At 61.5% G+C, this 24,526-nt stretch carries 23 protein-coding genes; 14 read left to right on the top strand and 9 right to left on the bottom strand.

What is annotated here, in order from left to right; translation table 11 throughout:
- Positions 1 to 24: 24 nt before the first annotated feature.
- On the bottom strand, positions 25 to 1,080 hold the full coding sequence (locus AC1DVE_RS23510) for a polyamine ABC transporter substrate-binding protein (protein ID WP_223533133.1): 1,056 nt from the start codon (positions 1,078 to 1,080) through the stop codon (positions 25 to 27).
- Positions 1,081 to 1,278: 198 nt separating this feature from the next.
- Between AC1DVE_RS23510 and AC1DVE_RS23505 the strand changes: the two genes are divergently transcribed.
- The 4 genes from AC1DVE_RS23505 to AC1DVE_RS23490 all read left to right on the top strand — a co-directional run bounded on the left by AC1DVE_RS23505 (position 1,279) and on the right by AC1DVE_RS23490 (position 5,437).
- Positions 1,279 to 2,211: a GntR family transcriptional regulator gene (locus AC1DVE_RS23505; RefSeq protein WP_223455672.1), complete on the top strand. Its 933-nt coding sequence runs from the start codon at positions 1,279 to 1,281 to the stop codon at positions 2,209 to 2,211.
- 100 nt (positions 2,212 to 2,311) lie between these two features.
- A complete protein-coding gene (locus tag AC1DVE_RS23500; protein WP_223533135.1) occupies positions 2,312 to 3,595 on the top strand; it encodes a nucleotide disphospho-sugar-binding domain-containing protein in 1,284 nt (427 codons plus the stop codon).
- Between the two features lie 71 nt (positions 3,596 to 3,666).
- Entirely contained in the window at positions 3,667 to 5,064 is a 1,398-nt protein-coding gene (locus AC1DVE_RS23495) for an NAD(P)/FAD-dependent oxidoreductase (RefSeq protein WP_223455670.1), read from the top strand.
- Positions 5,065 to 5,077: 13 nt separating this feature from the next.
- Positions 5,078 to 5,437, top strand: a complete 360-nt coding sequence (locus tag AC1DVE_RS23490; protein ID WP_223455669.1) for a cupin domain-containing protein — start codon at positions 5,078 to 5,080, stop codon at positions 5,435 to 5,437.
- On the opposite strand, the gene AC1DVE_RS23485 is transcribed toward AC1DVE_RS23490, so the two are convergent.
- The 7 genes from AC1DVE_RS23485 to AC1DVE_RS23455 all read right to left on the bottom strand — a co-directional run bounded on the left by AC1DVE_RS23485 (position 5,434) and on the right by AC1DVE_RS23455 (position 11,603).
- Positions 5,434 to 6,501, bottom strand: a complete 1,068-nt coding sequence (locus tag AC1DVE_RS23485) for a GGDEF domain-containing protein (RefSeq protein ID WP_223455668.1) — start codon at positions 6,499 to 6,501, stop codon at positions 5,434 to 5,436. The genes AC1DVE_RS23490 and AC1DVE_RS23485 overlap by 4 nt on opposite strands.
- Positions 6,502 to 6,626: 125 nt before the next feature.
- Positions 6,627 to 6,767 (bottom strand): hypothetical protein, encoded by a 141-nt coding sequence (locus AC1DVE_RS23480; protein WP_223455691.1) that lies wholly within the window; start codon positions 6,765 to 6,767, stop codon positions 6,627 to 6,629.
- A gap of 141 nt (positions 6,768 to 6,908) precedes the next feature.
- Entirely contained in the window at positions 6,909 to 7,949 is a 1,041-nt protein-coding gene (locus AC1DVE_RS23475; RefSeq protein WP_223533141.1) for an ABC transporter substrate-binding protein, read from the bottom strand.
- Between the two features lie 35 nt (positions 7,950 to 7,984).
- Complete coding sequence (gene argE / locus AC1DVE_RS23470) at positions 7,985 to 9,154, bottom strand: acetylornithine deacetylase (protein ID WP_223533144.1); 1,170 nt, start codon at positions 9,152 to 9,154, stop codon at positions 7,985 to 7,987.
- Positions 9,147 to 9,821: a DUF1028 domain-containing protein gene (locus AC1DVE_RS23465; RefSeq protein WP_223455665.1), complete on the bottom strand. Its 675-nt coding sequence runs from the start codon at positions 9,819 to 9,821 to the stop codon at positions 9,147 to 9,149. The genes argE and AC1DVE_RS23465 overlap by 8 nt, the downstream gene beginning before the upstream one ends.
- Before the next feature lie 10 nt (positions 9,822 to 9,831).
- Positions 9,832 to 10,242, bottom strand: a complete 411-nt coding sequence (locus tag AC1DVE_RS23460) for a RidA family protein (RefSeq protein ID WP_045185416.1) — start codon at positions 10,240 to 10,242, stop codon at positions 9,832 to 9,834.
- The gene (locus tag AC1DVE_RS23455) at positions 10,242 to 11,603 is read right to left on the bottom strand and encodes a flavin-containing monooxygenase (RefSeq protein WP_223455664.1); all 1,362 of its coding nucleotides are present in this window, start codon (positions 11,601 to 11,603) and stop codon (positions 10,242 to 10,244) included. Before AC1DVE_RS23455 ends, AC1DVE_RS23460 begins: the two co-directional genes overlap by 1 nt.
- Positions 11,604 to 11,877: 274 nt before the next feature.
- On the opposite strand from AC1DVE_RS23455, the gene AC1DVE_RS23450 reads away from it, so the two are divergent.
- The 6 genes from AC1DVE_RS23450 (at position 11,878) to phnE (ending at position 17,857) form a co-directional block, all read left to right on the top strand.
- Positions 11,878 to 13,254 (top strand): pyridoxal-phosphate dependent enzyme, encoded by a 1,377-nt coding sequence (locus AC1DVE_RS23450; RefSeq protein ID WP_046042477.1) that lies wholly within the window; start codon positions 11,878 to 11,880, stop codon positions 13,252 to 13,254.
- Complete coding sequence (locus tag AC1DVE_RS23445) at positions 13,251 to 14,429, top strand: trans-sulfuration enzyme family protein (RefSeq protein ID WP_223455663.1); 1,179 nt, start codon at positions 13,251 to 13,253, stop codon at positions 14,427 to 14,429. The genes AC1DVE_RS23450 and AC1DVE_RS23445 overlap by 4 nt, the downstream gene beginning before the upstream one ends.
- A gap of 197 nt (positions 14,430 to 14,626) precedes the next feature.
- The gene (locus AC1DVE_RS23440) at positions 14,627 to 15,478 is read left to right on the top strand and encodes a putative selenate ABC transporter substrate-binding protein (protein WP_223455662.1); all 852 of its coding nucleotides are present in this window, start codon (positions 14,627 to 14,629) and stop codon (positions 15,476 to 15,478) included.
- On the top strand, positions 15,475 to 16,272 hold the full coding sequence (locus AC1DVE_RS23435) for a phosphonate ABC transporter ATP-binding protein (protein WP_223455661.1): 798 nt from the start codon (positions 15,475 to 15,477) through the stop codon (positions 16,270 to 16,272). Before AC1DVE_RS23440 ends, AC1DVE_RS23435 begins: the two co-directional genes overlap by 4 nt.
- Positions 16,266 to 17,093: a PhnE/PtxC family ABC transporter permease gene (locus AC1DVE_RS23430; RefSeq protein WP_223455660.1), complete on the top strand. Its 828-nt coding sequence runs from the start codon at positions 16,266 to 16,268 to the stop codon at positions 17,091 to 17,093. Before AC1DVE_RS23435 ends, AC1DVE_RS23430 begins: the two co-directional genes overlap by 7 nt.
- On the top strand, positions 17,090 to 17,857 hold the full coding sequence (gene phnE / locus AC1DVE_RS23425; RefSeq protein WP_223455659.1) for a phosphonate ABC transporter, permease protein PhnE: 768 nt from the start codon (positions 17,090 to 17,092) through the stop codon (positions 17,855 to 17,857). Before AC1DVE_RS23430 ends, phnE begins: the two co-directional genes overlap by 4 nt.
- 230 nt (positions 17,858 to 18,087) lie before the next feature.
- On the opposite strand, the gene AC1DVE_RS23420 is transcribed toward phnE, so the two are convergent.
- Positions 18,088 to 19,539 (bottom strand): DUF1254 domain-containing protein, encoded by a 1,452-nt coding sequence (locus AC1DVE_RS23420; RefSeq protein WP_223455689.1) that lies wholly within the window; start codon positions 19,537 to 19,539, stop codon positions 18,088 to 18,090.
- Between the two features lie 757 nt (positions 19,540 to 20,296).
- Here AC1DVE_RS23420 and AC1DVE_RS23415 point away from each other — a divergent pair.
- The 4 genes from AC1DVE_RS23415 to AC1DVE_RS23400 all read left to right on the top strand — a co-directional run bounded on the left by AC1DVE_RS23415 (position 20,297) and on the right by AC1DVE_RS23400 (position 24,191).
- Positions 20,297 to 21,436, top strand: coding sequence for a hypothetical protein (locus tag AC1DVE_RS23415; RefSeq protein WP_223455658.1), 1,140 nt, complete (start codon positions 20,297 to 20,299; stop codon positions 21,434 to 21,436).
- 436 nt (positions 21,437 to 21,872) lie between these two features.
- Positions 21,873 to 22,076 (top strand): cupin domain-containing protein, encoded by a 204-nt coding sequence (locus AC1DVE_RS23410; RefSeq protein WP_223455657.1) that lies wholly within the window; start codon positions 21,873 to 21,875, stop codon positions 22,074 to 22,076.
- Between the two features lie 317 nt (positions 22,077 to 22,393).
- The gene (locus tag AC1DVE_RS23405) at positions 22,394 to 23,200 is read left to right on the top strand and encodes a lytic transglycosylase domain-containing protein (protein ID WP_223455656.1); all 807 of its coding nucleotides are present in this window, start codon (positions 22,394 to 22,396) and stop codon (positions 23,198 to 23,200) included.
- 640 nt (positions 23,201 to 23,840) lie between these two features.
- On the top strand, positions 23,841 to 24,191 hold the full coding sequence (locus tag AC1DVE_RS23400) for a BON domain-containing protein (protein WP_150812540.1): 351 nt from the start codon (positions 23,841 to 23,843) through the stop codon (positions 24,189 to 24,191).
- Positions 24,192 to 24,526 lie beyond the last annotated feature (335 nt).

Here is a 24,526-nt window from a genome sequence, read left to right as displayed (position 1 = left end):
GGCATGCCTCGGGTCGACGTGGCGTTAGTTCTGCGCTGCCATGATTTCGGTGACCGCGCGGGTGTAGGCCTTTTGCGTGGTGCCGCCCAGGTCGCGCAATTGCTCCATTTTCAGCAACTCGGCGGGGGCGATGGTCAGGTTGGGGTATTGCTTGAGCAAGTCAGCGGACAACCCGGCCATTGCCGCCTGGTTGGGGACTTTGTAGAGGATGTTTTCGGCGACCCAGGCGTGGTTTTCCTTGGCCAGCATGAAGTTGATGAACTTGAAGGCTTCGTCCTGGTGCTTCGAATTCTTGAGCACCACCATGGTGTCCACCCACAGGTCGGAACCTTCCTTGGGCACCACGAACTTGATCGCCGCGTTGGCTTGGGTGCCGTAGTTGCACCAGCCGTCCCAGGCGTGGGCCATCAGCGATTCGCCGGAGGCCAGCTTGGAGTAGAAGGTGGTGTCGTCGAAGGAGAGAATGCGTTTTTTGGTGGCGATCAGTTGATCGCGAACCGCAGCGATTTGCGCGGGGTCACTGTCGTTGACCGACCAGCCCTTGGCGAGGAAACCGGCGCCGAGCATCCAGCGGTCGGTGGCGAGCATCGTCACCTTGCCCTTGAGGGCATCGCTCGGATTGAGCAACTCGTTCCAACTCTGTGGCGCCGGCGTCACCTTGTCGGAGCGATAGCAGATGCCGGTGGTGCCCCAGGTGTAAGGCACGGAGAACCGGTTGCCCTGGTCATATTCCAGGTGCGTGGCTTCGGGGTAGAGGTTTTTCAGGTTGGGGACCTTGACCGGATCGATGTCCGCCAGCAGCCCCTGTTTGTGCAGGACTTCGGCGAAGGGCGAGGAGACGAACACCACGTCGTACCCTTCACCACCGGACGCCATCAGCTTGCCCATGATTTCTTCGTTGGTGGCGTGCAGCGCCTTGTCGACGTCCACACCGCTGGCCGCCTTGAACTTCTCCAGCGCATCCGGGGCCATGTAGCCATCCCAGATGGAAATCACCATGTCTTTCGCACTTGCAGCCTGTGAAGCGATCGCCAGGGAAACGGCCAATCCCACGCACAGAAGATCATTCAGCTTGCTCATAAATACTCACCCGACGATTGTTTATTGTTGTGTTCGAAGGCAGTACGGCAAAACGAGAAACGATTGCTTGTGTTTTTTTTTAGAAATTAGGACCAGTATCAAAAGATGTCAACGCTTTTTTCCGGCCTGACGATTGGCCAGCGCATGACATAAGATGAGCACCTGAGCCCGACAGCGGATCACCACGAGAAAAGACGCTTGAGCACGACAGCCGAAAAAAAACCGCGCACCAATCACCTGGAACTGGCCCGCCGCATCCTCGATCACACCCAGGAAAGCGGCCTGGTGGCCGGCGACCCGGTGGCCGAACAGGCCCTGGCCCGCACGTTCCAGGTCTCGCGCACGCTGATTCGCGGCGCGCTGAAAGTGCTGCTGGAAGAAAACCTGCTGAGTCACGAAGCCGGCAAGGGCTACCGATTGCTGGCCTCGCCATCGGGCCAGGCCTTCAACGCCGCCCTGCCGCAAGCCGAGGAAGAAGAACTGGCCGCCTCGGTACTGCGCGACCGCATGGCCGGGCGCCTGGGCGACAGCATCAGCATCAGCGAACTGATGCGCCGCTACGAAATCGGCCGGCCGGCGGCACAAAAGGCCCTGCAGCAATTGAGCGAAAACCAGGCCATCGAGCGCGGCCCCGGCCAGTCCTGGCTGTTTCGTCCGTCGCTGAACAGCTTGGCCGCTCTGGAAGAAAGCCTGAAATTCCGCCTGATTCTCGAACCCGAAGCCTTGCTCAGCCCGAGCTTCAACGCCGACCCGCAACGCCTGGCGCTGTTGCGCAGCGCCACGCAAAGCCTGCTCGCCCGCCCCGTGGAAGACTTCGACATCCAACAGTTTCGCGAACTGGACATCAGCTTCCACGAACTGCTGGCCCAGAGCTGCGGCAACCGCTTCATCAGCGACGCCCTGCTCCAGCATCAGGGCCTGCGGCGCCTGCCGAACCTGCTGCCCTCGGTGAGCGTGCACCGCCTGCAGGAAGCCCTGCGCGAACACCTGCAAATCATCGCGCAGATCGAACGCGGACAGATGGAGATCGCCGCCGACCTGCTGCGCCTGCACCTGCGCTTGAGCGCTGCGCAACGCCCGCAAACCGCCAACCGTGGCATCCCGCAAAGTCATCTGTTCGGGCGGCGCTAACCGGCTCGCAAAAACATGATGATTTTTTTTTGAAAATAAGACAGCATCAAAAACACCTTCAGGAGCGGCGGGTCTGACCCGCCATGGACAGTCCCTCGCCATGCAAAAACAAAAACTGATCGCCCTGTTTCCGGAAGCCAGTTTCGGCGCGGCCTTGAACTGCATTGGTATCGCTCAGTCGCTGCGTGAACTGGGTGCCAAGCCGGTGTTCATCTGCCATGAACATTTCCAGGGGTTGTTCGCCGAATACGGTTTCGACGAGTACCCGATTCCGCAAGCGAGCCCGTTGTCGGCGGCGGAACACCAGCACTACTGGGAGCGTTTCATCGAGCGCAGCATTCCGTACTTCGACCAGAACCCGCTGGAACAGATCGACAGCTACGTGGCGCCGGCCTGGGAAGCCATCATCGACACCGCGATCGAAGCGGAAAAACCCTTGCAGCAGTTGCTCGGCCGCCTCAAGCCCGACGTGATCGTGCTCGACAACGTGGTGATGTTCCCGGCCATCGCCAACGCCGGTTGCCCCTGGGTGCGGATGGTGTCCTGCGCCGAAACCGAACTGCCGGATGCGGCCGTTCCACCCTACCTGTCCGGATGCCTGGCCAGCGACACCCAGGCCTGCGAGCGTTACACCAAGCAGTACCTGAAGGCTGTCGCACCGGCCCATGAACGTTTTTCGCAATTTCTCCTCGGCAACGCCACCGCGCCGTGCCCAGCGGGACAGTTCCTCACCGACTCGCCATGGCTGAACCTGCTGCTGTCACCGACGCCAGTGCGCTATGAGCGCCAGCAACCGCTGGACCCGCAACGCTACGTGTACCTCGACGGTTGCGTACGCCGCGAAGCGCCGTACATCGTCCCGGACTTTCCACGGCACAACGACGCGCCGCTGATCTACCTCAGCTTCGGCAGCCTCGGTGCCGCCGATACCGAAATGATGAAGCGCCTGATCAGTACAATCGAAACCTTGCCGTACCGCTTCCTGGTCAACGTCGGCGCCTACCGCGACATGTACACCACCGTGCCGGACAACGTGTACCTCGACAGCTGGTTTGCCCAGCCGGCGGTGCTCAAGGAATGCCAGTTGTTCATCCACCACGGCGGTAACAACAGCTTCTGCGAAGCGCTGTACTTTGGCCTGCCATCGCTGATCATTCCCTATTGCTGGGACGGCCACGACAACGCCGCCCGCGCCGAGGAAGTCGGCGTCGGCCGCTACCTACCGCGCTTTGCCGATCCCCTGGCCGCCCTGCCCGCTGCCCTCGAACAGCTGCTGGCCGACCAACCGATGAAACAACGCCTCAAATCGTTCAGCGAGCGCATGCAGGCGACCCGCGGCACCGACATTGCCGCGCGCGCGATCCTGGCGCTTCCAGACCTCTAGCCATAACAACAAAAAATCGTCGGGCAACCGAACGCAATCGTCGCTGCCCGACACACCGCCGGAGTTTCAGCATGAATGCCCCACCGCGTCTCGATTCCCTCGACAACGTCCTGCCCCATCCCTTTTGGCAAGACACCGTCACCCCACCGCCCGTCGCAGCTTCCGTCACCGGCACGGTGCAGTGCGACCTGGCGGTGGTTGGCGGTGGCTTTACCGGATTGTGGACGGCGTTACTGGCGCGCCAGCGCAACCCCGGGCTGAGCATCGCGATCATCGAGGCGCGACGCTGCGGCGGTGAGGCTAGTGGGCGCAACGGCGGGTTTTGTGCTCCAAGCATTTCCCATGGAGTGTCCAACGCCCTCAAGCGTTGGCCGGATGAAGCAGAGCAACTGATCCGCCTCGGCCGGCAGAACCTTGATGAACTGGCCACCGACCTGCAACGCTTTGGCATGCACGTCGAGTTCGAACGCCAGGGCAAACTCAACGTCGCCAGCCAGCCGTGGCAGGTCGACGGGCTGCGCTCGATGCAGCGTAACTATGCACAGTTCGGCATCGACTGCCAGTGGCTGGAAGGCAGCGACCTGGCACGCAAGCTTGATTCACCGGCGTATGCGGCCGGCCTGTTCGAAGCCAATTACGCCCTGCTCAACCCGGCGAAAATGGCCGCTGAACTGCGCCGCGTTTGCCTTGAGCAAGGCATTCAATTGTTCGAAAACAGCCCGGTCCTGCAACTGGATGCGGACAAAGACAACGTGCGCCTGCGTACAGAAAGCGGCGAAGTGACCGCTGGAAAAATCGCCCTCGCCACCAACATCGCCCCGCCGCTGCTCGGCCATCTGGCATCGAGCGTAATCCCGGTCTACGACTACAGCCTGGTCAGCGACCCCTTGAGCGATGCGCAACTGCATGCCATCGGCTGGACCGGCCGCTACGGCATCGCCGACGCCGGCAACCAGTTCCACTACCTGCGCAAGACCGCCGACAACCGCATTCTCTGGGCCGGCTTTGATGCCATCTACCATTTTGGCGGGCGCCGCGACGAAGCCCTGACCCAGCGCCCGCAAAGCTTTCAGCGTCTGGCCGAGCAGTTTCAACAAACTTTCCCGGCCCTGGGCGATGTGCGTTTCAGCCATGCCTGGGGCGGCATCATCGACACCTCGGCGCGCACCACGATGTTCACCGGTTGCGAACATCAGGGCCGCGTCGCCTATGCCTTGGGCTTCACCGGCCAAGGCGTGTCCGCCAGCCGTTTCGCCGCGCTGAACATGCTCGATCTGTTGTCCGGCGAGCGCACCGAACGCACCGAATTGCTGATGACCTCCAAGGCGCCATTCCGCTTTCCGCCCGAACCCTTGCGTTATGTCGGCGTGAAACTGGCCCAGCGTTCGCTGGCGCGAGAAGACCACGACGGTCACCGCGACCTGCTGCTCAAGACCTTCGATGCCTTTGGCATCGGTTTCGATTCCTGATCCGGAGACCACCATGTCCACAGCCCTGCCCCGGCACGTCATCGACTTCGCCAGCGAGCTTGCCCCCCGTGAAACCGAAATCAACGACCCGGCCGTGGTCGACGCGCCTTACCGCAGCAAGAGTTGGCGGCACTTCGTGCAACCCGGGAAAAACGCCGTGGCCGGCATCTGGGAGGCGGGACCGCACCGCGAGCGTTGCCAGTGCGATTACGACGAGCTGTGTCACATCCTTGAAGGCAGCGTGCGCCTGACCGATGCCGAGGGCGTCGCACGCACGTTCGGCCCCGGTGATTCCTTCGTGGTCGCCAGCGGATTCAACGGCACCTGGGAAAACCTCACGACGGTGCGCAAGGTCTACTTCATCCTCGGCTAAACGGCCCCGACCGCTGCTTCAGGCTGTTGACGTACCTGATTGCGCCCGTTGCGCTTGGCCTGGTACAGCGCGTCGTCGGCGCGGGTCAACAGGCTTTCCGGTGTGTCGCCGGGTTGTACCTGGGCCACGCCGAACGAGGCAGTGATGGTGTCCAGCACCGTGTCGGTGCCCCGGGCCTTGACCCGCAGCGCCTGGATTTTCAGGCGCAGGCGCTCGGCAAAAGCGCCCGCGGCCGCCAGATCCGGGCAATCCTTGAGCACCACGCAGAACTCCTCACCGCCATAACGCGCCGCGAACGCTTCGCCGGGCAGCGAATCGCGCAACACCCGGGCGACATGCTGAAGCACGCGGTCGCCCAAGGGATGGCCGTACTGGTCGTTGAATTGCTTGAAGTGGTCGATATCCAGCATCACCAGCGCCACGCCTGTCGAGGCATTGTTCATCGCCTGTTCAAGCTTGCGGTTGAAGGTGGTGCGGTTGAGCAATTCGGTCAGGCCATCGAGGGTCGCGGCCAATTGGGCGCGCTTCAGTTTGTCCCGCAGGCTTTTGATTTCATGCTGCGCCGACTGCAACTGGGCGAGGAAATGCTCCTGCTGCCCCTGCATCAGGCGGGTGCTCTGTTGCAGCTGGACCAGGATGCTCGGCAAGCGCTCGCTGGCGGGCTCTTCGAGCATTTGCAGGTATTGGCCGAGGCTGGCCTGGAAATTCTGATTGCCTTTCACGCTGCGCGAAACATCGCGCTCCATGTCATCAACCAGATTGATCGCGTCCTGCTGCCCGGAGCGGGCGTCCGCCAGCTCATCGCGGATGATGTACTCGCGAAACAGTTTGGTGGCCGAATCCGGCGGGAAATAGTCGAAGTCGTTGACCAGCCGGTCCAGGTGCCGATTGAGCTCCGGCTCCTGGCCCTTGCTGTAGGTGTACCAGAGCGCGTAGTGCACCGGGTTGGGCGCAATGTTGTGACGAACCATCAGCGGCACTGCCTGCTTGAGCAATGCCGCGGCCTCGCGGGAGTCTTCCGGATACTGCGCTAGAACAGTCGCACGCGTGTCTGATTGGCTCATGGTTTCACTGTGGTTGTTATTATTTGGCGATTGGCAAACTCGCTGAGCATAGCCATACGCCCGACAAACGACCATCCCGAATTACACAATCATTTCAACCCGGTACGCCCGTTCCACAGGCCCGATCAACTGTTGGTCGGCATCAGACCGGCCATGTTCTGGCGCCAGCGGTACGCGGTATCACGATTGGCCAGCCAGTAGTACAGCGGTGTGGTGACGATCAGGCCGATTAACTGACTACCATCACCACTGCGCGCAGGCGGCAAAGCTTGAACCCGAGGTTTTTCACCAGGCTTTTTTGTGGGAGCGGGCTTGCTCGCGAAGACGGCGGCACATCCAACATCGATGTGACTGACATACCGCTTTCGCGAGCAGGCTCGCTCCTACAGGGTTATGCGGTGCCTGTATCAGCGCGCAGCCCAGGCATTGAAGCGCTGTTCAAGCTCCTCGCCATGGTCGACCCAGAACTCCGCGTCCACAGCCCGGGCGCCGGCCAGGTTGGCTTCGGCGGTCGGAAGTTGCTCCTGCACGTCCTTGGGCAGCAATGGCAGGGTCTGGCGATGCACCGGCCCGTAGGGGATGGTTTCAGAGAAGACTTTTTGCGTCTGTGGCTGGCTGGCAAATGCGATGAAGTTTTCCGCCAGCGCCTTGTTCGGCGTGCCTTTGACCACCGCCCAGTATTCCGGGTCGTACAGGCTCTGCGGCCAGACGATGCTCAGCTTCATGCCTTCCTTTTGCGCCGAGGCAATCCGGCCGTTGTAGGCGGCGCTCATCACCACGTCCCCGGCCACCAGCCATTGCGCCGGCTGGGCGCCCGCCTCCCACCACTGGATGTTCGGCTTGATCTGGTCGAGCTTGGCAAAGGCCCGCGTTACGCCTTGCGGGGTGTTCAAGACCTTGTACACGTCGTCCGCCTTGACGCCGTCGGCCAGCAAAGCGATTTCCAGGGTGTACTTGGCGCTCTTGCGCAGACCGCGCTTGCCCGGGAAGTCGGCGACATTCCAGAAGTCGGCCCAGGACTGCGGCGCCTTGGCCTGCTTGCTCTGGTCGTAGGCCATGACCATCGACCAGACGTAAGTGGCCACCCCGCACTCGGTCAGTGCACCCGGCACGAAGTTCGCCGAATCACCGAAGCGTCCCGCATCGAGCTTCTCGAACAGGCCCTCCTCGCAGCCGCGCAACAGCTCGGGGCTTTCGACTTCCACCACGTCCCAGCTGGTGTGGCCGGCGGAGACCATGGCCTTGATCTTCGACAGCTCGCCGTTGTACTCACCGGCGATGATGTTGCCCGCGCCGCTGGCGTTGAAGGGCTGGAAATAGGCCTTATCCTGGGCCTGTTTGGTAGCACCACCGAAGGAAATCACGGTGAGGTCCTGGGGGCCCGCCCACACACTGGCACTCAGCAACGCCAGGGCAAACGGAACACTGCAACGCAAGGATCTGGACATGGATCGCTTCCTCGGGGCTTGTCGGCCCGTTGTTGTTATGGGTGTTCGGATTCACTCAAGTAAGCCGCCAGGCGATCCATCAAGCGGTCACAGGCCGCCATCTGAACAACGCTGACAAATTCATCGGGCTTGTGCCCCTGGTCCATGCTGCCGGGACCGCAGACCACCGAAGGAATGCCGGCCTGATCGAACAGCCCGCCTTCGGTGCCAAAGGCCACGGTGCTGAACTCGTCGCTGCCGCACAGCCGGGCAATCAGCCGGGCCGCCGCACTGTCGGCGGGTGTCGCCAGGCCGGGATAGGCCGAGATTTTTTCAAAGCGGATACCGGTATCGGTGTCCACGGCCTGCATGGCCGGCAGCAACGCCTGCTCGGCGTAGTCCTGCAGCTCATCGACGACCGCTTGCGGGGCGAAGTCCGGCAAGGCGCGGATCTCGAAATCGAAACGGCAGTCCGCTGGAACGATGTTCAGCGCCGTACCGCCCTGGATCACTCCGACCTGCACGGTCGAGAACGCCGGATCGAAGCGTTTGTCGTGCAATGACGGCCGGGCCAGGGTGGCGCCGATGTCGCCCAGCCGACCGATCAGGCGCGCGGCCTGCTCGATGGCATTGACCCCATAAGGCGCGTAGGCCGAATGACAGGCGGCGCCGCGTACGTGGCAACGCATCGCCAGTTTGCCCTTGTGGCCGAGCACCGGCTTGAGTTCGGTCGGCTCGCCGATCAGACACAACGCCGGTGCCGGGATGCGTTGGGGCAGCACTTCCAGCAAGCCGCGCACGCCGAGGCAACCGACCTCTTCGTCATAGGAAAACGCCAAATGCACCGGGCGCTTCAAAGGGCTGGAGAGAAACATCGGCACCGCCGCCAGCACAGAAGCCAGATAGCCCTTCATGTCCGCGGTGCCGCGGCCGTAGAGCCTGCCGTTCGCCTCGCTCAGGCTGAACGGCTCGACCGTCCAGGCCTGGCCGTCCACCGGCACCACGTCGGTGTGCCCGGACAGCACAATGCCGCCGGCCACACGCGGGCCGACCGTGGCCAACAGATTGGCCTTGGTCCGCTCGGCGTTGTAGATCAGTTCGCAATCCACGCCCAGTTCGTGCAGGTAGTCCCGCACGAACTCGATCAGCTCCAGGTTCGAATCGCGGCTGACCGTGGCGAACCCGATCAATCGCGCGAGCATGGCGCGGCTGCGCAACTCACTCATCGCCGGGCACTCCATACGCGGGGGCCAGGGTCGGATTGAGGGCGCGGGTCAGGTAGTCCTGCAATTGCGGCTCGTAGGCCGTCCACAGTTTGCCCAACTCGCCAATCGGGTTTTCATCGGCCCAATCCACCCGCAGGTCGACCATCGGCCAGGTCAGGTCACCGACCACCGACAGCGCCGCCGAGTGCACCGCGCCGGCTTCGCCACCGGCATCCTGCCCGGCCTGCAAGGCGTTCATCAGCCGGGTGGCGAGGCAGCCTTCGCTGTTTTCGAACGCCGCGACCATCGCCTCGATCACCCCTCTGTTGGCCAGCAGGTTGCCGGCCGCCACGCATTGGTCACCGGCCAGGGCATTGTTGATGCCCAGGGCATGGTTGCCGCTGAACACCGCCGTGCGCCCCTGGGCATCCACCACCGCCACCTGCCGATACTGGCTGTAGCCGTTGCGGGTCAACGAGTGGTCCAGCGCCTGGGGCGGCGCCGAGCCGTTGGCCAGTTCATCGAGGATCTGCGGGCCGAGGGCCGGCAGCGTGATGTTCTGGCTCGACACCGCGCCGACACCAGCACGCAGCCACGGGCAGCGCGCGCCGACGGCAATGCTCGAAGAGCTGATGGCAATACCCAGCTGGCCGGTCTCGGCGCAGCGACCCACGATGGAAAAAGTCATGGCGAATTCCTTATTCAGGGATTACAGCGATCACATCGATTTCCATCAGCCACTGCGGCTGGCCGAGGGCGCTGACCACCAGGCCGGTGGAAATCGGGAACACGCCCTTGAGCCACTTGCCGACCTCCTGGTACACCGGCTCGCGATAGCGCGGGTCGGTCAGGTAGGTGGTGGTCTTGACGATATGGCTCAGGTCGCTGCCCGCCTCTTCCAGCAATTGCTTGACGTTGCGCATGGCCTGCTCGGCCTGGGCACGCGGATCGCCGAGGCCCACCAGTTGGCCGTTGAAATCGGTGCCGACCTGACCACGCACATACACGGTGTTGCCGGCGCGCACGGCCTGGCACAAATCGTTGTCCAGCGTCTGGTTCGGGTAGGTGTCTTTGGTGTTGAACATGCGGATGCGGGTATGAGTAGGCATTAACGAACTCCCATGAGGCTGGCTTTCTGAATAGGTGCACGGGCGGCTTCGGCTTGACGCTGGGTCGCATCCCGATAGTTGAGATAGGTGTGCTGTTTAACGATGTGATTGGCGATGTGCTTGGCGTCGTGCCAAACGCCCCAGATAAATGCGGAGCCGCGACGGGACTGCCACGGCAAACCGACGAAATACACCCCTGGCTCGGCCGACACGCCGCGCTGGTGCTGCGGTTTGCCGTTTTCCTTGAAGGCATCGACCTTCAGCCAGCTGTAATCGGTGGAGTAACCGGTGGCCCAGATGATCGTGGTGACGCCGGCCTCGAGCAGGTCCAGTTCCAGGATTGGATTTGTCACGCAGTCCGGGTCCGCCAGCATGGCCCGGGCTTCGGGTTCCAGCGGCAGGTCCAGGCCGTTGCGTTCGATGTAGGCGTCGGCCTTGTCGAGCAGCGCCAGGTAGTTTTCATCGCCACGTTTAATGTTGTCGGCGAGGTTGTCTTCAAAACTCACCACAGCGCCGTTGAACGCCTGGGTCAGGCCGACCAGCGTCATGCCCTGATGGGCCAGGCGGCGGAAGTCCACGGTGTGGCCGCCACGGGCGCCGCTCACGGCGATCGTCACGTGTTCCTTGCCCGGCTGCATGGCCTCGGCATCCCACTCGCCGAGCACCCCCAGCCACCAGCAGAAATCACGGTTGCGATAGGCACGGGGCGGACGATCGTGGGCGCCCACCGACAGGTAGACCTGTTTGCCGGAACGTTGCAGTTCATCGGCGATCTGCACGCCCGAGGAACCGGCGCCCACCACCAGCACCGCGCCTTCGGCCAGTTGCTGCGGGTTGTAGTATTGGGCGGAGTGAATCTGGGTGATGCCGGCGATTTCGGGAGCAATCGGCGGAATGGCCGGACGCTGGAACGGGCCGGTGGCGACCACCACATGCCGGGCCTCGATCACGCCGTCGGAGGTTTCAATGGTGAAACCGGGACGGTCGGCATTGCGTTCGACTTTCTTCACGTCCACGCCGGTGCGGATCGGCGCGTTGAACTTCTTGGCATAGGCTTCGAAGTACTCAGCCACCTGCTCTTTCCCGGCGAAGGCATCCGGGTCCAGACCGTCGAATTCCAGCCCCGGGAAACGATCGTGCCAGGCCGGACCGTTGGCTACCAGCGAATCCCAGCGACCGGTGCGCCAGGCTTCGGCGATACGATTGCGCTCCACAACGAGGTGAGGCACACCGAGCTTGCTCAGGTGTTCACTCATGGCCACGCCGGCCTGGCCGGCGCCAACAACAAGCGTATCAATTGCGGTTTTATCAACTGTCATGGCTGTGCACTTCTGAAAGGTGGTTTGATTCAGGTCGGTCATGGCTGCCGCCTCGATTCTGATCACTGTTGTTCTTCTGCTGCGGCTATCGGTGTCAGGGTGTTGGCCGCATTCTGTTCGGAGTCGGGAAATAGCGAAATTATGTTTTTTGTGGTCGCTGGCGAGGAAAAAGCGTCGAGCCGACCGGTTGGCTGTGCAAGGTTGCGGTCGACCCGATCCCGGCCTATGGTCCAAGCGATGCAATGACCGCGACCGGCGCGAAGACCCGGCGCGGATTGCTGTCCATCCAGTGCGGATTCACGCAAGGAGTGATGACATGCCCGACAATTCCCGTCCTGCCGTGCTCGAACTGATCGGCAATACACCTCTGGTACGCGTCAGCCGATTCGATACCGGCCCGTGTACGCTGTTTCTCAAACTCGAATCACAGAACCCCGGCGGTTCGATCAAGGACCGCATCGGTCTGGCGATGATCGATACCGCCGAACGCGATGGTCGCCTCAGGCCCGGCGGCACCATCGTCGAAGCCACCGCCGGCAATACTGGCCTCGGCCTGGCCCTGGTCGGCCGCGCCAAGGGCTACCGCGTGGTGCTGGTGGTGCCGGACAAGATGTCCACCGAGAAGGTCTTGCACCTCAAGGCCATGGGCGCCGAGGTGCACATCACCCGCTCCGACGTCGGCAAGGGCCATCCCGAGTACTACCAGGACGTCGCCGCACGGCTGGCGGCGGAAATTCCCGATGCGTTCTTCGCCGACCAGTTCAACAACCCGGCCAACCCGCTGGCCCACGAATGCAGCACCGCGCCGGAGATCTGGGCGCAAACCCAGCATGATGTGGACGCCATTGTCGTCGGCGTCGGATCGGCCGGTACCCTCACCGGCCTGACCCGCTTCTTCAAACGCGTGCAGCCGGACCTGGAAATGGTCCTGGCCGACCCGGTGGGGTCGGTGATGGCTGAATACAGCCGCGGTGGCACCCTCCCCACCCCCGGTTCCTGGGCGGTGGAAGGCATCGGCGAAGACTTCATTCCGTCGATTGCCGACCTGTCCAGCGTGCGTCACGCCTATTCGATCAGCGACGAAGAAAGCTTTGATCACGCCCGCCAACTGCTGCGCGCCGAAGGCATACTCGGCGGCTCGTCCACCGGCACCTTGCTGGCAGCGGCGTTGCGTTACTGCCGCGAACAGACCCAGCCGAAGCGGGTGGTGAGCTTCGTCTGCGACACCGGTACGCGTTACCTGTCGAAGGTCTACAACGACCAGTGGATGAACGATCAGGGCCTGTTGCAACGCAAGCACTACGGCGACCTGCGCGACCTGATCGCGCGGCGTTTCGAGGATGGCCGGGTGATCAGCGTCGGCCCGGATGACACGCTACTGACGGCTTTTCAACGCATGCGCCTGGCGGATGTCTCGCAGCTACCGGTGCTGGTGAACGGTAAACAACTGGTCGGCGTGATCGACGAGTCCGACATCCTGCTGGGCGTACATGAAGACGTTGCGCACTTTCGCAAGGCCGTATCCAGCGCCATGACCGACAAACTGCAAACCCTGTCCCCCGGCGCCTCACTGGCGGATCTGGAAGCCGAACTGGGCCGTGGCCTGGTGGCGATCATTCAGGATGCCTCGGGCTTCCACGGCCTGATTACCCGAACCGACATGCTCAACCATTTGCGGAGATCCCTGCCATGAGTCAGCACGATGAAAACGCCCCGCCACGGGGTTTCGCCACCCGGGTGATCCATGCCGGGCAAACGCCGGACCCATCCACCGGGGCCTTGATGCCGCCGATCTACGCCAACTCCACCTACCTGCAGCAGAGCCCCGGGGTGCACAAAGGCCTGGACTACGGGCGTTCGCACAACCCGACGCGCTGGGCGCTGGAGCGTTGCGTGGCCGACCTCGAGGGCGGCACCCGAGGCTTTGCGTTCGCCTCGGGGCTGGCGACCATCTCCACGGTGCTCGAACTGCTCGACGCCGGCTCGCACATCGTCTCCGGCAACGACCTGTACGGCGGCACCTTCCGCCTGTTCGACAAGGTGCGCCAGCGCAGCGCCGGACACCGCTTCAGCTTCGTCGACCTGACCGACCTGGCGGCGTTCGAGGCCTCCCTGCAAGACGACACCCGCATGGTCATGGTCGAGACACCGAGCAATCCGCTGTTGCGCCTTACGGACCTCGCCGCCATCGCCCGCACCTGCCGCGCCCGCGGCATCATCTGCGTGGCCGACAACACCTTCGCCAGCCCGTGGATCCAGCGCCCGCTGGAACTGGGCTTCGACATCGTGCTGCACTCGACCACCAAGTACCTCAACGGTCACTCTGACGTGATCGGCGGCATCGCCGTGGTCGGGCAGAACGCCGAACTGGCCGAGCGCCTGGGTTTCTTGCAAAACGCCGTCGGCGCCATCGCCGGCCCGTTCGATGCCTTCCTCACCCTGCGCGGGGTGAAGACCCTGGCGCTGCGCATGGAGCGGCATTGCAGCAACGCGCTGGAGCTGGCGCAATGGCTGGAGCGCCAACCGCAAGTCTCACGGGTCTACTACCCCGGCCTGCCGTCGCACCCGCAACACGAACTGGCCCAACGGCAAATGCACGGTTTCGGCGGGATGATTTCCCTTGACCTCAACAGCGACCTGGCTGGCACCAAACGCTTCCTTGAGAGCGTGCAGATCTTCGCCCTGGCCGAAAGCCTGGGCGGCGTGGAAAGCCTGATCGAACACCCGGCGATCATGACCCACGCCACCATCCCGGCCGATACCCGCGCGCAACTGGGTATCGGCGATGGATTGGTGCGGTTGTCGGTGGGGGTTGAGGATGTGGAGGATTTGCGTGCGGATCTGGCGCAGGCGTTGGCAAGGATGTAAGTCACCGGAGTTGTGGGACACCGCAAAACCCGCTCCCACAGGTCTTTTTTTGGCCTTAAGTCTTGTTGCAAGGCTGGTCAAGCAAACAGGAGTCCCTATAATCGCGACGTTTTCGTCTACCCTCACGAAGCGTCGTGCAGCAATCAGCTTGTGCGGGGCGCATCGACATTTTTCCGCTATTGAACCGGAGAACTTCCATGCTCAAACGTACCCTGGCAATGGCCATTGGCCTGACCCTGTCCCTTTCCACCCTGCTGGCACAGGCCGCCGAGACCCTCAAGGTCAGCGCCATTCCCGATGAAGCCCCCACCGAATTGCTGCGCAAGTTCACGCCCCTGGGCGAGTATCTGGAGAAGCAACTGGGCATGAAGGTCGAGTTCGTACCGGTGTCCGACTACCCGGCGGTGGTCGAGGCCCTGGCCACAGACCGTATCGACATGGCCTGGCTGGGCGGCTTCACGTTCGTGCAGGCGCGACTGAAAACCGGCAATGCCATTCCATTGGTACAGCGTGAGCAGGATGCGCAGTTCACCAGCAAATTCATCACTGCCGACCCGGCCGTCAAGTCGCTGGCCGACCTCAAGGGCAAGTCCTTTGCCTTCGGTTCGGTGTCATCCACGTCCGGCAGCTTGATGCCGCGTTACTTCATGCTCAAGGACGGCATCAAGCCGGAAACCTATTTCAGCCGCGTCGGTTACTCCGGCGCCCACGACGCCACCGTCGCCTGGGTTCAGGCTGGCAAGGTCGATGCCGGCGTGCTGAATGCCAGTGTTTGGGAAAAACTGGTCAAGGCAGGCAAGGTCGACACCGACAAGGTCAAGGTCTTCGCCACCACGCCGGCCTACTTCGACTACAACTGGACCGTGCGCGGCACCCTCGACCCGGCCCTCGCCAACAAAATCAAGGCGGCCTTCCTCGCGCTCGACCCGGCCAACCCGGAGCAAAAAGCGATTCTGGACCTGCAAGCCGCCAGCCGCTTCATCGAGACCAAGCCTGAGAACTACAAGGGCATCGAGGAAGCCGCGCGCGCTGCCGACCTGCTGAAATGACCTTGCATCTGAACCGGGTCAGCCTCACCCACGGCAATGGCGTGCGTGCGCTGCATGAGGTCGACCTGCACATCGCTGCCGGTGAGCAGGTCGCAATCATCGGTCCGTCCGGTGCCGGCAAGTCGAGTCTGCTCAACGTGCTGGCCACCGCCCTGCGCCCGGACAACGGCGCAATCGAGGTGCTCGGCGAGCACGCCTGGCAGCTTGGCGCACATCGGCGTCAGCAGCTGCGGGCGCGCATCGGCCTAGTGCACCAGGCGCCACCCCTGCCACCGCGGCAGCGGGTGGTCACGGCGGTGCTGGCCGGAAAGCTGGGGCAATGGAGTTTTGCCAAAAGCCTGCTGAGCCTGCTGCATCCGTTGGATGTTCCGGGCGCGCGGGCGGCACTGGTCAAGCTGGACCTGGGTGACAAGCTGTTCGCCCAGTGCCAGCAATTGTCCGGCGGCCAACTGCAGCGCGTGGGCATTGCCCGGGTGCTGTACCAGGCGCCCGAAGTGCTGCTGGCCGATGAGCCGGTGTCGGCGATGGACCCCGTACTGGCCGGGCACACCCTGTCGATCCTCTGCCGCCACGCCCGGGAGCACAACGTGACGCTGGTCGCCAGCCTGCATGCGGTGGAACTGGCCCTGACACACTTTTCACGCATCATCGGATTGCGTGAAGGGCAGGTCCTGTTCGACCTTCCCGCCAGCGACATCGACCACGAATTGCTCGACAAGCTCTATGCCAACGAGCAACTGCTATCGCCGCCCGTTCCGGTGGCGCCCTTGAGCCTGCAGATTCCACGATGCTGACGCGCGATACACGAGACCCGGCCACCCTGCCTCGCCTGTTGCTCAGTCTGTTGGCGCTTGCCCTGCTGTGGCCCGGTATTCATTTCAGCGAATTGGACCTGGGTGTCCTGCTCAAGGCTGACAGCCAGAGTGAGATGGGCCGGTTTGTCTCAGCCTTCTGGCCACCGGCCCATGGCGAAGAGTTCCTTCAGTTGCTGTGGCAAGCCACGTTGCAGACACTGGCCATCGCCACCGCCGGCATGGCTTTGGCTTTGCTGTTGGCCGTGCCTGCCAGCTTGTTGGCCAGCCGGGCGCTGTCGTTGTCCGCAGCCTCTCGCAGTGGTCGTCCGAGCGCACTCGGGCGGCTGTTGCGCTGGCCGGTGCGCGGGCTGCTGATCTTCCTGCGCAGCGTGCCGGAAATCGTCTGGGCCTTGCTGTTCGTGCGCGCCGTCGGCCTTGGCCCGACAGCCGGGGTGCTGGCGATTGCCATCACCTACAGCGGCATGCTGGGCAAGGTCTACGCGGAAATCTTCGAGTCGGTCGACCAGCGTCCCGCCCACTCATTGCTGCAAGCCGGCAGCAGCCGGTTGGCGGCGTTCTGCTACGGCATCCTGCCCAATGTCGCGGCGGAGTTGCTGTCGTACACGGTGTACCGCTGGGAGTGCGCGATCCGCGCGTCGGTGGTGATGGGCTTCGTCGGTGCCGGCGGGCTGGGCCAGCAGATTGACTTGTCGTTGCGCATGTTCGCCGGTGGTGAAGTGGCGAGCATGCTGCTGACCTTTTTCGTCCTGGTGCTGTTCGCCGATCAGATCAGCCGCCTGCTGCGCTGGAGGTTCGCATGAATCGCCTGATCAACCTGCTGCTGATCCTGTGCATCGGTGCGGCGGTCGTCGCTTCGTTCCGCTATCTGGGCATCGATCTCGGCGAACTGACCGGCAGCGCTAACCTGAAGCAGATGGGCGCCTACGTGCTGCGTTTTCTCAACCCGGACCTGAGCGCCGGCCATCTGCAAGCCATCGGCCGTGGCGCCGTGGAAACCATGGCCATGTCGGCCCTCGGCACCCTGCTCGCGGCGGTGTTCGGGCTGGTGCTGGCACTGCCGGCGGCCGGGCGTTTCGGCTGGCCGTTGCAGAGTGCATCGCGTCTCGTGCTTAACGCCCTGCGCGCGATTCCCGAACTGGTGTGGGCCGCGCTGATGGTGCTGGCAGCCGGGCTCGGCCCCAACGCCGGGACCCTGGCACTGGCCATGCACACCACCGGGGTGCTGGGCCGATTGTTCGCCGAAGCACTGGAAAACACCCCGCCGCAACCGGCCGAAGCCATCCGCTTGCAGGGCGGCAACGTCGTCTGGGCCTTCTGCTACGGCACCCTGCCCAACCTGTTCCCACAACTGTTGGCGTACATCCTGTACCGCTGGGAAAACAACATCCGCATGGCCAGCGTGCTGGGATTTGTCGGAGCCGGCGGTTTGGGCCAGATGCTCTATGTCAGCCTCAGCCTGTTCCAGGAAGCCCAGGCCAGCACGGTTATCCTCGCCATGTTGCTGCTGGTGTTTGCCGTCGATGGCCTGAGCAGCTGGAGTCGCCAGCGTTGGGTCAAGGCGTGATGGGGAATTGCATAGACTTGCTCACCTGATTGCATTCGACCTGAGCAACCATTTGTATGGAGTTGACTACCGCGCTTTATGGCTATGACCGGCGGTAAACGAACCATAGCAGCCCTCCGTGAAGGGCAGAAACCGGCCAATAGCAGCCCTTGATGATTGGCTGCTATTGGCAAAAAGGCAGCACAAGCCGACACCGACCTACGGCGAGTGTCAGCAATGGGCCGCAAGATTTACTTCGTGACCACCAGCGCCGGTGGCTGCCAGCTGCCGTCGCCAGCGGGAAGAATCGAAGGCGGTGCGGTCTTCGGCCAGTAGAGGCGCATTACCAGAAAGACCGTGTCGTCAGGCGCGGGCAACCAGTTTGCCTCCTTAGCCTTGCCGGGGGAGTCTTTCTGGATGTACAGCGTCAGTGAACCATCCGTGTTTTTCTTCATCGCCGACAGCATCGGCGAATTGATCAGGTAACGGTTGAGCGGATTCTTGACCAGCAGCTGGCTCTTGCCGTCGTACATGGTCACCGACCAGAAGGCATTGACTGGCGGCAGTTTGCCGGCCGGGAAAGTCAGCGTGTACTTGCGCTTGCTGGTATCCAGCGTCTGGCCGGTGCCGTCGGTGCGCGTGTTGGGATACATCGCCTCGACGGCGTCGTTGCCGTAGAGGCCGCCTTTCGCGGCACCAGCACGCTTCAGCCAGTCGGCCTTGTAGAACGTTTGGTCGCCGAAGTACGCGCCTACGCTCCAGCCGTTGATTATCTTCGTCCCGCTCGCGAGGAACTTGTCGACCTTCTCGTCACCGGCCTTCATCCCGAGCAGGACCACGGCCTTGTGCTCGAGCGAGAGATCCTTAAATTCGAATGTGCGACCGGGTCCCACCCCAATGCTCGCCAGCTTGGCCCGGATCTCCTGGTCGTCAGCCGATGGCGGCACATACTCCATCGCGGCCGACAGGTACTCGAAGAAGTTGGCCTTGATGCCTTCCGTCGTAGCCGGCACGAAATCAATCTTCGGCGCAGTGGGCGGCGCGGGTTGATGGAGGAAGGCGGACAGCGGCTGGACCTTGTAGCCCGCTTGCACCTTCTCGACATTCGGCATGTCCTTGGCATTGTAGAGCTGAGTCCGAATGGCGCTCACGGCGAAGGGAGTGGTCGAGGTGAAGACTTTTTTGATACCGGGAGGGGGCGCGCCTTTCCAATCGGGACCGACCACCATGTATTGGCCTGGCTCGCTGCCGGTGGCACGGCTGCCGATGTAACCGTAGTTGTAAGTGTTGCCGTCGATCATCTGCACCGAGTAGTAACGCCGCTTGTCCACTGCCGGCACCGAGATCACCATCGGCTCCGCGCGCAGGTCCAGCCAGACAAACGAGTACGGGGTGTCGCTGTTCGGAGTGATGATGGCCGTGTCTTGGTAGGTGAAGACGCGAGGCTCGTTCTTGATCTGGTTGAACGGCGCCTTGTATTGCGGGCCGCCCTTGTCCACAGCATATTCGTTCATCACGGCGTAGTTCATGACTAGCGGTAAGCCGTAAATAAAGCCTTCCTCGGCGATCGCCTTGGTCTGCTCGAGACTCGGCGCGGGTACGCCCTTGGTCGCATCCGTCTTGTCTGCCTGCGTGATCGGATCGTTCTTGCTCGCACACCCCGCAAAAAGCGTTGAACCCACTACGACGAGTGCCGCAGCCATTGTCCAGCCCCGGTTAGACTTCCTGTTCATTTCCACCTCGTTAGTTTTGAGCAAGCTGGCACCGTGAGCGTTCATGGCCACGGTGAAATAATTTGAATGCTTGAAACCCTCCCGACTTTTTTCAGTAGTGCCAGGTCATGTGGGCGATCAGGGCTTCAATCCAGGTGTTGTCGAACTCGCCTGATACACGATTGCCAGACAAGGTTTTTTGCTGATCGACTGGCGTGCCCCCACCCAGACCGCGACCCACTGAAATTCAGGTCTGTCTCTTTACTTAGCGACTGAGTAAATCCTGTGGCGAAGCGCCAACTCACACGCCCAGGGAGTGTAGATCACGATAAGCCAGCATCCCCTTGCGCAGCTAAGATCGTGCGCGTTATTTGTACGTCTTATCGCCACGATGAATACGAGATGCAGCTCAGATTCAGTTCCGTAACATTTACTCGCCGCCGTTAAGGACCATTTGGCTTCGAGAACAGCCAATCGTGATCAGCAGCCAAATGCGGACAGCCAGAGATTAACTCTTGAGGTCCGCCAAAGACCGCTATGGGTCGAAACTTGCCCATCAGACGGGTCGTGGACCTGCTCTCGACTTGGCAGGCAGGCGGTGAAGCGGCTGCGCAGGAGAGAGTCGCGTGTCGTAGGACATGGACATCTTAATGGCCATTAGTATCGGGTTGATCATTGCTCACTTCGCGCTGCACGAAGCTCGGAATGCAGTTGTTCAAAATTTTTCTTGGGAAAAGGGGACAGCACTATGACGGCATTCCAATGGCTGGTGAAGGATTCCCCAATTGAGTCGCCCTGGCTGCGCGGCACGAAGACTTTTGGGGTCAATAAGCCCGTCATGTTGATCGATCAGTTCGGCGGTAAACAACCGTACCTGATTAACCAACAGTACTGGGAAGAGGGCGAGTTGAGTTATCCAGCCTGCGCCAAGGCCGTGGTCGACTCCAATTTGTTGGACGGCATCGCAGCATTGATGTCCGGTGCGGAGATAGATGATGGCATGCGAGGCTTTATTGAGTTCGTCTCACGCGAAGGCTGGGATATCAACGCCGGCTTCTTTTTGACCGAGCAGTATGCAAAATCAACGCGCGCGAATTTCTTACTTCATGCCACACGGCGCTTACGGTTGCTTTATCGGTTCCTAGCCATGGACACCGGTTATTTTCTGGCGACGGGCAACGTCCGCCTGCTCCCGGCCGCCGTCGCGCACTATCTTGCGAAGGAAGGCGTAGATTCCCTTGATGAGATTGCCGAGCAGCACGTGCATTCATTTATCGCAAACCATACCCAGCGTGAGGCTCTGGAGACAGTTGAAGTCACCGAGATCGCATTGCTGAAGATGGTTCTGTTACGCGAATTTGAAATGCGAGGCGCGCCGGCTGCGGACCAGTACATTGCTTATCAGCGCTTCATCAGCGCTACGGTGAATGTTTCGCTTGCCCGGGAAAGCCAGTTGGCATTGCACTATTTCAGCGGACAAGCAGGCTCTCTGCTCGGAATCAAGGAGAACACCTCACGTAAAAAGGCGCTCAGAAACATTTCCGCTACAGCGTGGGACTTGCTGCTGCTGAGAACGCCGGAACTGCTATTGAAGCCGCCAGTGAGTGGCGGTCATGTCGAAATAGCCTTTGTGGCGACGCATGAACAGAAGCTGGCCGAGCTGGCACAACTCATGGCAATACATACATTGTTCCCTGGCACGACCCCCATCGTTCAATACGATATGACGAAGGTACCGGATGACATCATCGACACCATTCGCAATGAGTTTGATGGGCAGATGGTGAGCCCGATTTTACGGCAGGGGCCACCGAACATCCCGACGGGATTGCGTGATGCGCTAAGTCATTCCCTTATGCAGCGGTTGCCGCCTACGGGGGAAGTTTGAATAAGAAATTTGTTAGATGGCCATTTTGCAGCTAAAGAAAATGTCCACCCCCCATATCGTGCCGCGGATGTTGCAATGCCTTGCCGATGGTCAGTGTGCTCATGCTATTGATTGCTTCTGACTAACAGGGAACATTCATGAACGGCTGCCATCGGCCGAGGCTGTGTAAAAACGGTTTTGAGCGCGGCAGGTACTCAAAATCGGACTGGAAATCGCGTTTCTACGCGAAATCCACATCTGCTGACGTGCCGATAAATTTCAGATTTAACGTAGATGCGCGTACTTCAATTTTGGTGAAGCGTTTTTACACACTCTGGGCCAGAAGGAGACATTCGTTTGCGTCGGGATGCCCCCTATCCAGTCGTCAGGCATTAAGCACTGTTGAGATGGTCGCGTATGAACTCGATGAACCGCTGGGTCTTCGCAGGAAGCAGCCGTGTTTCGGTCAGTGCGTAGACCGAGTTGCGAGTGCGACTACGACGAGATGTGCCACATCCTCGAAGGCACCGTGCGCCTGACCGATGCGGACGGCGTGGCGAAGACCTTCGGGCCGGGGGATTCGTTCGTGGTGGCGGCGGGGTTCAAGGGAACCTGGGAAAACATCACGCCGGTGCGCAAGGTGTATTTCATTCCCGGATGAGTTCGGCCCGGGCGGATAACGATGACAACTTTGCCGTCGCCTACCTGGGCCTGTCCCGCCCCGGCTCCGGGTCCGTCACCCGCGGATCGGACTTGCGCCCGGCCCTGGCAAGCCGGGACGACGCGTCGTGCGAGCAATCAGGCCTGCGCCTCGCCTGGGAACGCCGGCAGCCCGTACGTCAACGCAAGTTCCAAGGCCGGTTACAAGGGGTATAACTATCAGAACAAAAGGCGGGTCACCCAGAATAGGCCCTCCAAAGGCAGCGCCCGGGCCAGGCGCCCCAGGCCTGATCGGCGCCTGCGGCGCGGAGCGATGTGATGAGTTCCAGAGCATGGCGATGGGCTCGCAAGAGCCTTCTTGGCTGCATCGAGCTGGCCTTGCTGGTCGCTCCACTGTGCGCCAGCGCCATGTTCAAGTGCCAAGCCAGGGACGGCGCCATCAGCTACACCAGCCAAGCCATCGCCAGCGCCCGCTGCACTCGCCTGAATGGCATGGCGGGCGCCGGTGTCGGCGCCAAGGCAATGGCCCTGCCACGAGTTGTGCGGGACGACGACTCAGGCGCGGTGCGGATTCGGGTGTACACCTTCATCCACAAGGGTATTCGTCAATTTGTGAGCCGGCGCCCCACCGGGATCTCCGCACGGGTCGATGTCCTTGAGCTCTATTACATCAAGGGCTGCTATCTGTGCATGGCGCCGAAGGATTTCAAGGTCGCCTCACTGCGCCTGGACACCCATTCCTATCGGCGGGAGATCGAAGCCGCTTCGGGTCATTATGGTGTCGACAGGGCGCTGGTCCGCGCAGTGATACATGCCGAATCGGCGTTTCGCCCCAATGCCATTTCCGAAGCCGGCGCCCAGGGGCTGATGCAGTTGATGCCCGCCACCGCCGAGCGCTTCGCCGTGGACGATCCGTTCGACGCACGACAGAACATTCGTGGCGGCGTGCGCTACCTGGCCTGGCTGCTCAAGCGCTTCAACGGCAACCAGGTGCTGGCGTTGGCAGGTTACAACGCCGGCGAAGCGTCTGTGGTCGAGTACAACGGGGTGCCTCCCTACGCCGAGACGCAATCCTACGTCACCCTCGTGCAGTCCTTGACCGAACGATATCGCAACCATCGCTAGTACCGTAGGGCGCATAACCCGGAATAGGTAATACGCCGGCCCCTCCACGGCGGATAACGCTGGCGCGTTATCCGCCCTACGAAAGCAATCAGGTTCCGCGCTCGATCAATACGCCGGGCGGGGAATGGCTCAACCGAGCGTCCACGCTCACCGGTAGCTATCGACCGATTCTGTTGAAAAAGTCGACCATGGTTTGCGCAGCAGAAAAGTATGCGTCCGAGATTGAAATCTTTACTTTCGGCAGAGGCTTCCGGACTCAGATTTCACGTAGCAGTGTGCAAAAAAGGCGTTATAACCAGTCAATGACCAGGCTGTTTGGGCGAACCGACTTTTTCAACAGAATCGGCCGTTTTCTGTCGGTCGAGATCGGCAGCTATGGGTTGATCAGGGCTGATCGCAATAAGGACTGTTTGGAGTGCTCTGTAGGTGTTGCGCCTGGCACAGAGCGACCAAGGCGGACGTTCACGGGGACAGCGCTCTGACCGCAGGCAACGGCCGTACTATAATTAATTTCTGTCAATGTTTGCGTGGCGAGCGCTCCAAAACGAATCAGGTATCCATAGCGTTCACCTGACAGGCAGAGGGCGGCGCAGCAAATGGGATGGACAGTACGTCTGATTACGCGAGAGAGGGTTCAGCCATGAAAATTCACTCCTTCCAGCATTACTCTCATGGTCTGGAAATGGCCGTTCACGATGCATGGATTACCGCCAAGGTGAAGTCGGCCCTGGCATTTTCCGATCCGACCCTTAGCCTGCATATCAATGTCAAAACCCATGCGGGCATAGTGGGGTTAAGCGGCCGCGTCAACACTCATAGACAGTGTGAACAGGCCATTGGTCTGGCCCGTTCGGTTCATGGTGTCGCCGAAGTCGATGCCAGCGACTTGCAGACCCATGTGTTCACGCCAGGGAGTTTTCCAGAAGCGCCCAACGCCGAAGAGAGCACTGAGCGCCGGCCACAATCGTCAACAAAGATGGACGACAAATGATAATGGCAACTTTGTAGGCGCCGCGCTCCCAGTCGGGAACCGAGGGCGGAGGGAAGCTGAATGCCTGTGTGCCCCAGAGTGAATCGCACATGGTTTCGTGGACATTTCCGACTGGCTGCTTATGGCCGATTACTGCCTGTCGTGACGGGCACGAATCGGCCCGAAGCGGCCGGTCGGATGATCGAGGCCAGCCCAAAAGCGGACGTCTTAATTAGCGATCAGGTTGGTATCTACAAATCGGTAGGTGAACTCCATTGGGTCGGCAGTCAATCCCTTCTGCTGCATGTGTTTGGAATAGGAATCCCACGCGGCGTTGATATGGCTGGGAGCTGGGA

The sequence above is a fragment of the Pseudomonas sp. P4_B4 genome, assembly GCF_056402255.1.
Note: the sequence above shows the minus strand (reverse complement) of the source record. Positions and strands in the feature narration are given on the sequence as shown.

Bases quoted from the DNA above. Each gene is read 5' to 3' on its own strand.
- AC1DVE_RS23510 (WP_223533133.1), bottom strand. From the start codon at position 1,080: ATGAGCAAGCTGAATGATCTTCTGTGCGTGGGATTGGCCGTTTCCCTG.
- AC1DVE_RS23500 (WP_223533135.1), top strand. From the start codon at position 2,312: ATGCAAAAACAAAAACTGATCGCCCTGTTTCCGGAAGCCAGTTTCGGC.
- AC1DVE_RS23495 (WP_223455670.1), top strand. From the start codon at position 3,667: ATGAATGCCCCACCGCGTCTCGATTCCCTCGACAACGTCCTGCCCCAT.
- AC1DVE_RS23490 (WP_223455669.1), top strand. From the start codon at position 5,078: ATGTCCACAGCCCTGCCCCGGCACGTCATCGACTTCGCCAGCGAGCTT.
- AC1DVE_RS23485 (WP_223455668.1), bottom strand. From the start codon at position 6,501: ATGAGCCAATCAGACACGCGTGCGACTGTTCTAGCGCAGTATCCGGAA.
- AC1DVE_RS23475 (WP_223533141.1), bottom strand. From the start codon at position 7,949: ATGTCCAGATCCTTGCGTTGCAGTGTTCCGTTTGCCCTGGCGTTGCTG.
- argE (WP_223533144.1), bottom strand. From the start codon at position 9,154: ATGAGTGAGTTGCGCAGCCGCGCCATGCTCGCGCGATTGATCGGGTTC.
- AC1DVE_RS23465 (WP_223455665.1), bottom strand. From the start codon at position 9,821: ATGACTTTTTCCATCGTGGGTCGCTGCGCCGAGACCGGCCAGCTGGGT.
- AC1DVE_RS23460 (WP_045185416.1), bottom strand. From the start codon at position 10,242: ATGCCTACTCATACCCGCATCCGCATGTTCAACACCAAAGACACCTAC.
- AC1DVE_RS23455 (WP_223455664.1), bottom strand. From the start codon at position 11,603: ATGACCGACCTGAATCAAACCACCTTTCAGAAGTGCACAGCCATGACA.
- AC1DVE_RS23450 (WP_046042477.1), top strand. From the start codon at position 11,878: ATGCCCGACAATTCCCGTCCTGCCGTGCTCGAACTGATCGGCAATACA.
- AC1DVE_RS23445 (WP_223455663.1), top strand. From the start codon at position 13,251: ATGAGTCAGCACGATGAAAACGCCCCGCCACGGGGTTTCGCCACCCGG.
- AC1DVE_RS23440 (WP_223455662.1), top strand. From the start codon at position 14,627: ATGCTCAAACGTACCCTGGCAATGGCCATTGGCCTGACCCTGTCCCTT.
- AC1DVE_RS23435 (WP_223455661.1), top strand. From the start codon at position 15,475: ATGACCTTGCATCTGAACCGGGTCAGCCTCACCCACGGCAATGGCGTG.
- AC1DVE_RS23430 (WP_223455660.1), top strand. From the start codon at position 16,266: ATGCTGACGCGCGATACACGAGACCCGGCCACCCTGCCTCGCCTGTTG.
- phnE (WP_223455659.1), top strand. From the start codon at position 17,090: ATGAATCGCCTGATCAACCTGCTGCTGATCCTGTGCATCGGTGCGGCG.
- AC1DVE_RS23420 (WP_223455689.1), bottom strand. From the start codon at position 19,539: ATGGCTGCGGCACTCGTCGTAGTGGGTTCAACGCTTTTTGCGGGGTGT.
- AC1DVE_RS23415 (WP_223455658.1), top strand. From the start codon at position 20,297: ATGACGGCATTCCAATGGCTGGTGAAGGATTCCCCAATTGAGTCGCCC.
- AC1DVE_RS23405 (WP_223455656.1), top strand. From the start codon at position 22,394: ATGAGTTCCAGAGCATGGCGATGGGCTCGCAAGAGCCTTCTTGGCTGC.
- AC1DVE_RS23400 (WP_150812540.1), top strand. From the start codon at position 23,841: ATGAAAATTCACTCCTTCCAGCATTACTCTCATGGTCTGGAAATGGCC.